This is a genomic window from Parabacteroides sp. CAG:2, assembly GCF_000436315.1.
Taxonomy (GTDB): Bacteria; Bacteroidota; Bacteroidia; order Bacteroidales; family Tannerellaceae; genus Parabacteroides; species Parabacteroides distasonis.
Genome location: NZ_FR885258.1, coordinates 13798 through 25181, shown reverse-complemented (window position 1 = coordinate 25181; position 11384 = coordinate 13798). Strand labels below are relative to the sequence as shown.

At 45.6% G+C, this 11384-nt stretch carries 9 protein-coding genes, 1 tRNA gene and 2 pseudogenes; 5 read left to right on the top strand and 7 right to left on the bottom strand.

The features are described from left to right. Positions 1–74: 74 nt before the first annotated feature. A complete protein-coding gene (locus QVP94_RS01465; RefSeq protein WP_022191801.1) occupies positions 75–2897 on the top strand; it encodes a DUF8487 domain-containing protein in 2823 nt (940 codons plus the stop codon). On the opposite strand, the pseudogene QVP94_RS01460 reads toward QVP94_RS01465, so the two are convergent. The 3 genes and pseudogenes from QVP94_RS01460 to QVP94_RS01450 all read right to left on the bottom strand — a co-directional run. Further along, a pseudogene (locus QVP94_RS01460) lies at positions 2886–3227 on the bottom strand (P-loop NTPase family protein); the annotation flags it as partial. The gene QVP94_RS01465 and the pseudogene QVP94_RS01460 sit on opposite strands and share 12 nt — an antisense overlap. Positions 3228–3760: 533 nt before the next feature. Then, a complete protein-coding gene (locus QVP94_RS01455; protein WP_005856231.1) occupies positions 3761–4672 on the bottom strand; it encodes a ThuA domain-containing protein in 912 nt (303 codons plus the stop codon). After that, positions 4669–5166, bottom strand: a complete 498-nt coding sequence (locus QVP94_RS01450) for a hypothetical protein (protein ID WP_057328539.1) — start codon at positions 5164–5166, stop codon at positions 4669–4671. The genes QVP94_RS01455 and QVP94_RS01450 overlap by 4 nt, the downstream gene beginning before the upstream one ends. Positions 5167–5266: 100 nt before the next feature. Between QVP94_RS01450 and QVP94_RS01445 the strand changes: the two genes are divergently transcribed. After that, entirely contained in the window at positions 5267–6511 is a 1245-nt protein-coding gene (locus tag QVP94_RS01445) for a family 20 glycosylhydrolase (protein WP_229055225.1), read from the top strand. Between the two features lie 125 nt (positions 6512–6636). Further along, positions 6637–7200 carry a sugar O-acetyltransferase gene (locus tag QVP94_RS01440; RefSeq protein WP_005856224.1) on the top strand — a complete coding sequence of 188 codons (564 nt, stop codon included), beginning with the start codon at positions 6637–6639 and terminating at the stop codon, positions 7198–7200. Positions 7201–7213: 13 nt separating this feature from the next. Here the strand turns inward: QVP94_RS01440 and QVP94_RS01435 are convergent, their stop codons facing one another. Together QVP94_RS01435 and QVP94_RS01430 are read right to left on the bottom strand one after the other, a co-directional pair. Continuing rightward, a complete protein-coding gene (locus QVP94_RS01435) occupies positions 7214–8116 on the bottom strand; it encodes a helix-turn-helix domain-containing protein (RefSeq protein WP_005868179.1) in 903 nt (300 codons plus the stop codon). 145 nt (positions 8117–8261) lie between these two features. Further along, a tRNA-Asp gene (locus tag QVP94_RS01430) sits at positions 8262–8335 on the bottom strand. A 144-nt stretch (positions 8336–8479) separates the two neighbouring features. Between QVP94_RS01430 and QVP94_RS01425 the strand changes: the two genes are divergently transcribed. Together QVP94_RS01425 and QVP94_RS01420 are read left to right on the top strand one after the other, a co-directional pair. Then, positions 8480–9793, top strand: coding sequence for a pyridoxal phosphate-dependent aminotransferase (locus tag QVP94_RS01425; protein ID WP_005856221.1), 1314 nt, complete (start codon positions 8480–8482; stop codon positions 9791–9793). A 120-nt stretch (positions 9794–9913) separates the two neighbouring features. Next, positions 9914–10510 carry a YqgE/AlgH family protein gene (locus QVP94_RS01420; RefSeq protein ID WP_005856219.1) on the top strand — a complete coding sequence of 199 codons (597 nt, stop codon included), beginning with the start codon at positions 9914–9916 and terminating at the stop codon, positions 10508–10510. Here QVP94_RS01420 and QVP94_RS01415 read toward each other — a convergent pair. Together QVP94_RS01415 and QVP94_RS01410 are read right to left on the bottom strand one after the other, a co-directional pair. Further along, positions 10502–11017 (bottom strand): GNAT family N-acetyltransferase, encoded by a 516-nt coding sequence (locus QVP94_RS01415; RefSeq protein ID WP_005868177.1) that lies wholly within the window; start codon positions 11015–11017, stop codon positions 10502–10504. The two genes, QVP94_RS01420 and QVP94_RS01415, sit on opposite strands and share 9 nt — an antisense overlap. Positions 11018–11034: 17 nt before the next feature. After that, positions 11035–11384 (bottom strand): annotated as a pseudogene (locus tag QVP94_RS01410) (glycosyltransferase family 2 protein); the annotation flags it as partial.

Genomic DNA, 11384 nt, shown 5'->3' with positions numbered 1-11384 from the left:
AATAAAAAGGCCAAAAATACTACCTTTGTACACTATTAATTAAGTAAACCATATTTAGAGTAAAAAACATTACCATGAAGAGATTTTGGAGTATTCCACTTATGCTCATGCTATTCGCATGCCAAACTCCCAAAGAGAGTAGAGAGGAATTATCGCTTGCCGGTTGCTGGGAATTACGATTGGATTCAACAGATGTCACCGAGCAAGTTCAATTACCGGGTACCACGGACACCAACCAAAAAGGATACCCTAACAATGATAAGGAGGAGACAACTCATTTGTCTAGGCCCTTCCGCTATCAAGGTAAGGCTTGGTATCAGAAAGAGATCACGATTCCGGAGAACTGGGAAGGCAAGAGCATTTGGTTAATCTTGGAGCGAACAAAACCGACCCAAATATGGGTAGATAGCATATATGTCGGTTCATCCGACCATATTTCCACCCCTCAAGAATACGATCTGTCCGCATATCTCCGGGCTGGGAAGCATCACTTGACTATTCTTGTCGATAACGGTTTGAGCGTTCCGCCCCAATTATTGGACAATTCACACGCTTATACGGAATCCACGCAGACAAACTGGAACGGTATTATCGGAGACCTAAAATTGGAAGCCCGTCCACAATTCCATATCCGCCGGATACAAGTATATCCACATGCGGATCAAAAAACGGTGGACGTAAAAATAAAGCTTTCAAATCCATTCGAGCAAATGATCGTAGCCGCCGTTCAAATAGAGATGGAGGCTTTCAACACAGGCTTAGAGCACCATATCAAATTCAATAAGAATATCGTAGTTCAACAAGACGAGATCATATTCCAAATACCGATGGGTGATGACGCCTTGGAATGGAGCGAGTTCTCCCCTACCCTGTATCGCTTGACCGCGAACATCCAAGGAGAGAATATCCAAGATAGCCAAAGTACTACTTTCGGATTAAGAGATTTCAAAGCAGAAGGAACACAATTCAACATCAACGGATTGACCACCTTCCTTCGTGGAAAACACGATGCTTGCGTATTTCCGCTTACAGGCCATGTACCGATGGATACCGCAGCATGGAGACGCTATTTCCGCATCGCCAAGGAATACGGTATCAATCATTGCCGTTTCCATTCATGGTGTCCTCCTAAAGCTTGTTTCGAGGCGGCCGATATCGAAGGTTTTTACCTCCAACCGGAACTACCTTTCTGGGGAAAGATGGAAAAGGGCGATACCACTTTGATCCATTTCCTCACCAAAGAAGGATTACAAATACAGGAGGCTTACGGGAATCACGCCTCTTTCGTCATGATGGCGATCGGCAACGAGCTTTCCGGGGATCAAGACGCGATGGTAGACATGATCGCCCGTTTCCGTAGCGAAGACGGACGGCATTTATACGCATCTGGATCGAATGACTATCTAGGCTTCAACGGCCCTGCGGCGGGTGACGATTACTTCACGACCTGTCGAGTCCCCGGCGCTAACGTATTCAGCAACCATACCCGGGGTTCTTTCTCTTTCGCAGACGCGGAGGATGGCGGTTATATCAACCATACCTATCCAAACTCGGTCATGAATTTCGAATCCGCTATCGAACAATGTTCATTGCCTATCATCGGACATGAGACCGGGCAATTCCAATGTTATCCGAATTATGAGGAAATCAAGAAATATACCGGGGCACTAAAACCTTGGAATCTGGAGATATTCCGCAAACGACTGGGCGAGTCCGGTATGGCCGGACAAGCGGATGATTTCTTCAAGGCTTCCGGTAAATGGATGGCGCAACTTTACCGGGCCGAGATGGAAATGGCGTTCCGTACTCCGGGAATGGCCGGCTTCCAATTATTGGATTTACAGGATTATCCGGGACAGGGCACGGCGTTAGTCGGTATCTTGGACGCTTTTATGGATAATAAGGGCTTGATAACCGCCGAGGAATGGAAAGAATCTTGCGATGATGTCGTATTATTGGCTCTCCTGCCTAAATTCTGTTACTCCGGGAATGAGGCGATCAAAGGCTCCATCAAGGTAGCGAACTATACACCTACCGTTTTAAAAGGGAAACATCTAACTTGGACCTTGACGAATAGTCAAGATCAAGTAATCGCCCAAAATAACATACCGTTGCAAATCAATCAAGGCACGTTGGCCGAGGTAGGTCCATTAAACATCGCTTTACCTGCCATTCAAGAGGCTGAGACCTATACTTTACGGCTGGCGATCGAGGGCACGGATTATCACAATCATTATCCGTTATGGATTTATCCGGAACATAATAACGTGCAAATCCCTACGGATATCAATGTTATTAAGAAATGGGATAAACAGGCCGAGAACTTATTGGCGAACGGGGCGAAAGTATTGTGGTTCCCGGATGCCAAGACTTACAAGAGCGTGACGGTAGACGGGTTATTCCAGACAGATTACTGGAATTACCGGATGTTTAAGTCCATCTGCGAATGGGTAAAGAAACCGGTCTCTCCGGGTACCCTCGGATTATTAATGAATCCCTCTCATCCGGCTTTCACTCATTTCCCGACGGATTTCCATACAAACTGGCAATGGTTCACGATGATAAAGAATAGCCATCCGTTGATACTGGACCAGCTTCCGGATAATTACAGGCCAATCGTACAGGTGATCGATAACGTGGAGCGTAATCATAAATTAGGGATGATCCAAGAATTCAATGTCGGCCCGGGCAAGTTATTAATCTGTATGACAGACTTGGAAACCCAACAAGAATACCCGGAAGCCCGCCAATTATACCGTAGCTTATTAAGTTATATGGATTCCTCCGAGTTCTCGCCTCAGATGACATTAACGCCCGCTCAATTGATTGAGTTATTCACGCATCAAGTCGGAGATTCGAAGATTAAGGAATTAGGGAATATCTCGTATGACGAGTAAGCGAGAATAGATATCCGTATAAGTCCCCACCGTAGAACGGGCGTTGGGAGCGGGCTTCCGCTGGTCTATCACGATAGCGACCGGCAGATTCCCGATCCGGTCTACATGCGGACGGCCATATTTGGGCAGGTATTGCTGCACGAAACTGGGGAACGTCTCATTCAACTCCCGACGTGAACTGGCGGCAATGGTATCCAATACCAACGACGATTTCCCGGAACCCGAGACCCCGGTGAATATAGTGATTTGCTTCTTCGGAATATCCAGAGAGATATGTTTCAAGTTATTCTCATAAGCTCCCTCGATCTTGATATATTCTTGATTTGACATAACCAATGACTTTAATGAACGAATGACAAAGATACGATCTAATCCTGTCTTTTTAATAGATATAAAGCGTATCTTGTAACACTACCTTTTGAGAGAGATTGCCAAGTAGAGGAAAGAGGATAGCTATATATGGCGCTTTTTACTCAAAAAGGCCGCTTTTTATACACGATAGGTCATGAAAGCCTACGCAACTAGTCGTGTTAGGCAACGCCAATAGTCACGTTGGGCATCGAAAGCAGTCATGAATAGGGTTATGAACTGTCATGAATAGGCATCATAACCCTATCATTTCCCCATCGTAACCCTATGAGATAGCCCAAACAACCCATAAGATATGAATTACGATGAACTAATTTCGCTAGAATGAAAGGCTGTTTTTTGACATCTATCTATTTAACAAACGATTACTGATTTTTTCTTGCGTATTTAGGAGCGAGCCGTACTTTGTCCCGGAAAAATCGATTCTCCGGGACTTAACTTTACAATTTGTCAATTTGATTATTCTGTCGAAAGACACCATCTTATTAAGGCATTTAATTCGTCGCATGGAAAGGAGCCTTGAATTCCGGACGGAGCGTACAGGTATCTTCCAATGGGAAATCCCGAGGGGCCTCTTGCGTCACTTCCCCGGTGGCTGCCCATTCAGCCCCTCTTAGTAAGGTTACCTGAAAACCCGTACACTCCATCGAGTAAATCATATTCGGGTCATTGCCGCAATGCCCCAACAGATCGACAAAGACACGCCCCTTCCCCCACTTCACCGTCCACATCAACGGTTCATGGCGTCCACGCTCATAAGCGGTAGCCAATATCTCCACATTCCGTACCGGACCACGCAAGCGGGTATAAATCTCGTCCTTGAAATGTTTCCATCTTATAGGCAGACCTTTCAAAATAGGGTGCTCCGGCGCACGATGCTCTAGGATCGTCTCATGCTGCAAGCCATGATAACCCGCATAACCGGGTGTATAATCGTATACATATTTGCCCTCTTTCCAATACAGGTAAGGACCGTCTTTCTCGTTTCGCCCCTCCCAAGCTCCCATGCCGATTATCTCGTTGTACGCTTTCCAACCGGCCATAGGTACCACGGAGGAATGGATAATCACGACCCCACCACCATCCGCTACATAGTTCTCGAAAGCTTTTTGGACAGGCTCGGGCCAGACTTCACCTCCGTAATTAACAACAACCAAGTTATATTTAGCGAAATCGGGCTTAAAGGTATTTATATCTCCTCCGAAATCCGGGGTAAAGACGAAATCCACCTTAAACATTCCACTGTTCTCTAAGATCTGCTTCATGGCCTCGCAAGCACCTCGCCAATAATGACTGCCATCTTGCCCGGCGATCATCATCGTTTTTATCACCTTTTTCTGGGCGTAAGAGGTTGAGGCTGATAAGGCGCAACAGATAAGCGCTATAAAATAGATATACTTTCTCATGGTTGTTGGGGGTTAAATTTTTCACTCTCGGGGCTCCATTCGATACGGTCGTAGCAACGGGTGGTTCGCAAATTATATCCTCGCTCATCAACCGTAAACTTCCCATCCTTGAAATAATCGATATATAACTCGGAGATCCCGTCATTATTGCGATCCTCCACCGTAAGCGTATATTTATCTGTCACATAGATCTCATCCGATATATATTGGATCTCTTTCGTATAATTATCCACGATCACGTAATAAAACTTAAACAGGTCGAAAGTAGGGTAATGCCCATTATCCCGCCCGAAAAGCATGACCTCTTCCATAGCGGCATCATCATCCATATTCGCTAAAACGGATTGTTGAAACCAAAAGCCGTCTTTTTGCGCTTGCGGAGGAATCCGGTCCCAACCCTCTTGATGGGCTGTCACCCGGAATTGGGCATGGGCACCCATACAAACAAAAAGCAGGAGAACCCAATAAATCAATCGTCTTATCATGTCTATCATTTTTAATTATTATTCATATTTATAAGGCACAAATGTAATGATATGTCTCTTATTGATTATATTTGTCTTGTATTAAATTCACCTTTAGTCTAAATATATTATGAGCGATCAACCAATAGATTTTACGCAACGTAACATAGCCATCGACATCCTCCGGGCTGTCACGATGTGCGTGATGATCTTCGAAAGCGTACATCAAATTAAAAATTTAAACATTAAAACATATCGCTATATGAAAAAGATTATCGGACTATTCTTGCTTATATGGGCTATAGGTTCAGCCCAAGTTTCCGCCCAATCAGAGACAAACCGTTTAGATAGTATCATGCCCGTACGAGGCTTGGCCATCGCCGCTCCATCCGCACAGAAGTTGGATCTATTCTTGAAGTTCGTCCAAGAGGAACTGGCTCCCAGTCATTTCAACTTGTTGATTCTACGGGTAGACTGGAATTATGCCTATGAGTCCCATCCAGAACTGAGGGATCCGACCCCACTCACACGAGAGGATGTGAAAAAGATCGTAAAGGTTTGCCGGGATAACGGAATACGTATCGCTCCCCAGATCAATCTCTTGGGTCATCAATCATGGGCTGAGACTACCTACGCTTTATTACGTGAGTATCCGGAGTTCGACGAGACGCCACACGTGGATACCAAGAACTATACGGGTTGGCCCAACTCAGACGGACTTTATTGTAAAAGTTACTGCCCGCTTCATCCGGAAGTACATAAAATCGTATTCGCTTTAGTAGACGAGTTGACGGATGTTTTCGAAACTCAATTATTCCATGCCGGAATGGACGAGGTCTTTTATATCGGACATGATAGTTGCGTCTGTTGCGGCGGACATGACAAGGCTGAGTTATATGCCGGTGAGGTCACTAAAATACAAAACCACTTAGCCTCACAAGGCAAACGATTGATGATATGGGGAGACCGCCTGATCGATGGCAAAACTACCGGGATCGGCGCTTGGGAAGCCAGCATGAACAATACCTACCGTGCGATCGACTTGATCCCGAAAGATGTTTTTATCTGCGACTGGCATTATGAGCGTGCCGAGCAAACCGCTGTTTACTTTGCCATGAAAGGCTTCGACGTTGCTACATGCCCTTGGCGTAAACCTCAGATAGCGCTTCAACAGGTAGATGATATGATCCATTTCCGCCAGCATTCAAATCCGGAAATGTCTCGCCATTTCCAAGGAATTATCGAGACAGTCTGGTCCGGTGCAGACAGTTTCCTCGAGGCCTATTATAACCCGACTACCTATAAGCAAGAGGTCTCAGACGCTGTCACGGTCAAGAAACTAATCGAGAAATATAAGGCTTTGGAGAATCAGTGAATGTAATTTAGGTCATAATACCTGTAATCCATCTACAAAAGTTTCTCCGGATTTCATCGATCTTTGCCGTTGCAATCGAAAAGGGATAAACAAACCAAGAAGTAGAACTTATTAAAATAGCAATTATGACACTAAACGAATTCTTGAAGTATGTAGAGACAAGAAAGCCTCTTAAAGGAGACGAGATCCATCAGTTTATGAACAAGATGAGCGATGAGGCCAGACGCATGACATTCGAGTTAAACGGCTCATATCACGATCCCGAGGAAATCCGTGAGCTGTTATCCCGCTTGTTTAATAAGCCGGTCGATCCGTCTTTTCGTGTATTCCCCCCGTTCTATACGGATTTTGGGAAGAATATCACGGTAGGCAAGAACGTTTTCATCAACGCTTGCTGTCATTTTCAAGATCATGGCGGGGTGACACTGGACGACGGTTGCCAGATCGGGCATAACGTGGTCTTTGCCACCCTCAACCACGGCTTCGCCCCCGAAGACCGGAGCACTACCTACCCTGCCCCGATCGTTCTGAAAAAGAATGTCTGGGTAGGCTCGAACGCAACGATCCTATCCGGCGTAACCATTGGCGAGAACGCTATAGTCGGAGCCGGCTCGGTAGTTACTAAAGATGTACCGGACAATGCCATCGTGGGAGGTGTTCCCGCCAAGGTCATAAAATACATCCAATAACCCGTAACACCGATTACGACATCTGGGATTTCCGATATTCATTCGGGGTACACCCCACGGTCTTCTTGAATATGCGGCTGAAGTGCTGGGAGTATTGGAATCCTAGGTCGTAAGCGATTTGGCTGACGGTCTTGTTTGTCCCTAATATCCATTCTTTCGCTAAGGAAATAATCCGGTCTTGTATATTTTCTTGGGCAGTTTTCCCTGTCTCTTTCTTGATCAGATCACCGAAATAGTTCGGGGACAAACAAATCTTCTCGGCGAAATACCGTACAGTAGGTAGCCCCTCCTGTCTTAACAGATCGCTTTGCAGGTATTCATCCAGTAATCGTTCGAACCTCACCAACACATCCTTATTCGTCTCCGCACGGGTCGTAAACTGACGGTCATAAAAACGCAGGCAATAATCGAGCAGCAACTCGATATTCATCGCGATCAGCCGTTTGCTATGCTTGTCGATGGAGTGCTCCAACTCGATCTGGATTTTCCTCAGGCAATCCACGAAGATCCCCTTCTCTTCCTCAGAGAGATGCAACGCCTCGTTTGATTCATAGGAGAAGAAAGAATAACGCTTGATGTCCCGTCCCAAAGCCGTACCACGGATCAAGTCCGGATGGAAAAGCAACCCATGCGCCAAAGGCCGGGTCCCGTCCTTAAGCTCAATACCCGTCACCTGCCCGGGAGCGAATCCTATTACGGTTCCTTCTTGATAATCATAATATTGCCTCCCATACCGAATATCCCCGCATTTCGTATCTTTCAGGAAAAGTCCGTATATACCATAATTAACCCGGAAATTAGTAGGCCATGTCTCGGACTTGGATAAATCTACCACGCTCACCAAGGGGTGCAACGTCTCCAAGCCAAACATCTTGTTGTATTGATCAACGGTATCGATCTTTATTAGATTCTCCATAAGGCTATCTGTTTTATTGGTCTCAAAGATAAACATTCCAAATATAACAACCTCATGCCATCAGGCAAAATCCATCGAACCGGATGATATCGTATTAAAATATGTATTAAAGGAAAATTTAAAAAGAGGAAGGAGAAATAAAAAGCGGTCTGGACGGGACTCGAACCCGCGACCCCATGCGTGACAGGCATGTATTCTAACCAGCTGAACTACCAGACCAAAATGTTATTCTTTATCGCTATTCCGTTGAATTGCGGTGCAAAGATAGGTGGATTTTTTGAATTAGCAATAGTTTAGGATGAAAAAATTAGAACAAATCGATAAATTTCATACTTTTGTCCCCCATATATAATTAACACTAGCATGAAAAATACTCCTGTAGACTATCAGACAGCCAGACGGATTATCGATGGCTTTGGACTTCCCGATTTTGGGAAAGCGACTATCCGGGAGGTAGTTGCCATATCCACGCAATTGGAACAAGAAACGGGAACCGAGTTCATCCATATGGAAATGGGCGTACCGGGCTTGAAAGCCGCTCAAGTAGGCGTAGACGCTGAGATCGAAGCCCTTCGTAACGGTATAGCGTCTATCTACCCGAACATCAACGGAACTCCCGAAGTGAAAAAGCAAGCTTCCCGCTTTATCAAGGCGTTTATAAATATAGATATAGACCCAGAGTGTTGCGTACCCGTAACCGGTTCCATGCAGGGCACATACGCCTCTTTCCTTACGGCCGGACAATGTACGCCGGGAAAAGACACCATCTTGTTTATCGACCCTGGATTCCCCGTGCAGAAACAGCAAATAGCCGTTATGGGCTATAAATATGAGTCGTTCGACGTATACGAATACCGTGGCGAGCGATTGCGTGAGGCCTTGGAAGCGCATCTTTCCAAAGGCAATATTGCCGCGATGATCTATTCTAACCCGAACAATCCGGCTTGGTTCTGCCTCACCGATGAGGAGTTGAAGATCATCGGCGAGATGGCCAACAAATACGACGTGATCGTCATAGAGGACCTCGCCTATTTTGCCATGGATTTCCGCAAGGACCTCGGATGTCCTTTCGAGCCTCCTTACCAAGCGAGCGTAGCCCGTTATACCGATAATTATATCATGCAGATATCCGGTTCCAAAGCGTTCAGCTATGCCGGACAGCGTATCGGCGTGACAGCGATCTCCAATAAACTTTACCATCGCTCCTATCCGGGATTGACTCAGCGTTATGGAGGCGGTACGTTCGGTACGGTATATATCCACCGTGTCTTATACGCCCTATCTTCCGGAACCAGCCACTCGGCCCAATTCGCCTTAGCCGCCATGTTCAAGGCCGCCGCAGACGGTACGTTCGACTTTGTCTCGCAAGTGAAAGAATACGGACGTCGTGCGGAGAAACTAAAGAAGATTTTTACGGATCATGGTTTCACAATCGTTTATGATCACGATCTGGACCAACCGATAGCCGACGGTTTCTATTTCACGATCGGTTACCCGGGAATGACCGGCGGACAATTGATGGAAGAGCTGGTTTATTACGGAGTAAGCGCCATATCATTAAGTACCACAGGCAGTAACCAACAAGGACTACGGGCTTGTACCTCTTTCATAAAAGATCACCAATATGATTTGCTGGACGAAAGACTGAGATTATTCGAGGAAAATCATCAAGCATAAATTAACAATAAGCCCGGTCGGTTCACGTTTATTAACTTGAATCCCGGGCTTTTCATTTGCTTCTTATTAAAAAACGCCTTATATTGTCGGTGAATTAGTAACAACCTAACATTCACGATCATGGCATCTTATAAAAATATATTTAAAATAACACATAACGATGTCCTTCCTATTCAAGGAAGTATTCTGATTGCCGAGCCTTTTTTACAAGATGCCTATTTCCAACGTTCCGTCGTATTATTAATAGAGCATACGGAACACGGATCGATGGGATTTGTCTTGAATAAAAAAACGGATCTTATCGTAAACTCTTTTTTCAAGGAGTTTGCCGAATTTCCGGAGATACCGATTTATCTGGGGGGGCCGGTCAGCCCCAACCGTTTGTTCTTTATTCATTCCTTAGGGGATAATATCATTCCGGACGCGTTAAAGATCAATGATTATTTATATTTCGACGGGGATTTCAACGCATTGAAACGATACATCCTCAACGGGCACCCAATCGATGGGAAAGTGAAGTTTTTCTTGGGATACTCCGGATGGACCGAAGGGCAATTAAACCATGAAATCAAACGGAACTCGTGGGCCGTAAGCCATATCACCACCGATAATATCCTGTCTGCCGATGGGGAGGGCTATTGGAAAGATTCCGTAGAATTATTAGGCAATGATTATAAAACTTGGACAAAATATCCGAAGGACCCGTATTTAAATTAACTGCATTATGCAGACATCGGAATAACCATCCGGTGTCCTGATCCAGTCCTTAAGCGTCCCCGCCTCGACAAATCCCAGACGGGTAAATAATTTCTTGCTAGGCTCGTTCGCCACGGGAATATGCACATAAAGTTGATGAAGCTTCAAAAACGTATAAGCGTATTCCATCAATAGTCTTAACGCTTCCGTAGCGAAGCCACGTCCTTGATACTTACGATCCAGCATAATACCGCAAGCCGCCCGGTTCGGATGCGGCTCAAAATCGAATAAGTCCACGATCCCCACGGAAGTCCCCGTATCGCAATCCTCGATCATGAAGCGAAGTTGGCGAGACTCATAGATACTCCGGTCGCTACCCGCTATATATTCCTTCAATATATAACGGGAATAGGGAGCCAAGGTATTCCCTACTTCCCATAACTCCGGATCATTCTCCCAACGATACAACAACTCCAGATCCTCTGGTTCCAATGCCCTCAAACGGACTCTATCATTCGACAATAACATATTTACCCAAGGATTACTTAAACAAGCCGACCACTCTTCTTCGTATATATATGGTAAACCGCTTTCTTGTTCACGAGCTTGTCCATAAACAAGAGCATCTGCTCGTAACGGGCATCGGGGAAGCAGAAAGCGTAGTCCGTAAAGCCTTTCATCTGGTTCTTGCGACAGATAGCATCCATCACACGCTCCACGTCCAAATCCCAGAGATTCACGAATTCCAGATCCGGCATAGCTTTCAGGCAAACGGCCTTTACCTCCTCAAAATGATCCTCCCTACACAAGATCAAAAGGCGGCGATGCTTAACCGCTTTAGCCTTCTTGCGTAGAGGGGCTGAAATCGTCGCCCAGCAAGCTTTCAGCAGGACAG

What these genes read in the sequence shown, in the direction of transcription:
- QVP94_RS01450 (WP_057328539.1), bottom strand. Translation starts at nt 5,166, where the DNA reads ATGATAGACATGATAAGACGATTGATTTATTGGGTTCTCCTGCTTTTT.
- QVP94_RS01445 (WP_229055225.1), top strand. Translation starts at nt 5,267, where the DNA reads ATGAGCGATCAACCAATAGATTTTACGCAACGTAACATAGCCATCGAC.
- QVP94_RS01420 (WP_005856219.1), top strand. Translation starts at nt 9,914, where the DNA reads ATGGCATCTTATAAAAATATATTTAAAATAACACATAACGATGTCCTT.
- QVP94_RS01465 (WP_022191801.1), top strand. Translation starts at nt 75, where the DNA reads ATGAAGAGATTTTGGAGTATTCCACTTATGCTCATGCTATTCGCATGC.
- QVP94_RS01415 (WP_005868177.1), bottom strand. Translation starts at nt 11,017, where the DNA reads ATGTTATTGTCGAATGATAGAGTCCGTTTGAGGGCATTGGAACCAGAG.
- QVP94_RS01435 (WP_005868179.1), bottom strand. Translation starts at nt 8,116, where the DNA reads ATGGAGAATCTAATAAAGATCGATACCGTTGATCAATACAACAAGATG.
- QVP94_RS01455 (WP_005856231.1), bottom strand. Translation starts at nt 4,672, where the DNA reads ATGAGAAAGTATATCTATTTTATAGCGCTTATCTGTTGCGCCTTATCA.
- QVP94_RS01440 (WP_005856224.1), top strand. Translation starts at nt 6,637, where the DNA reads ATGACACTAAACGAATTCTTGAAGTATGTAGAGACAAGAAAGCCTCTT.
- QVP94_RS01425 (WP_005856221.1), top strand. Translation starts at nt 8,480, where the DNA reads ATGAAAAATACTCCTGTAGACTATCAGACAGCCAGACGGATTATCGAT.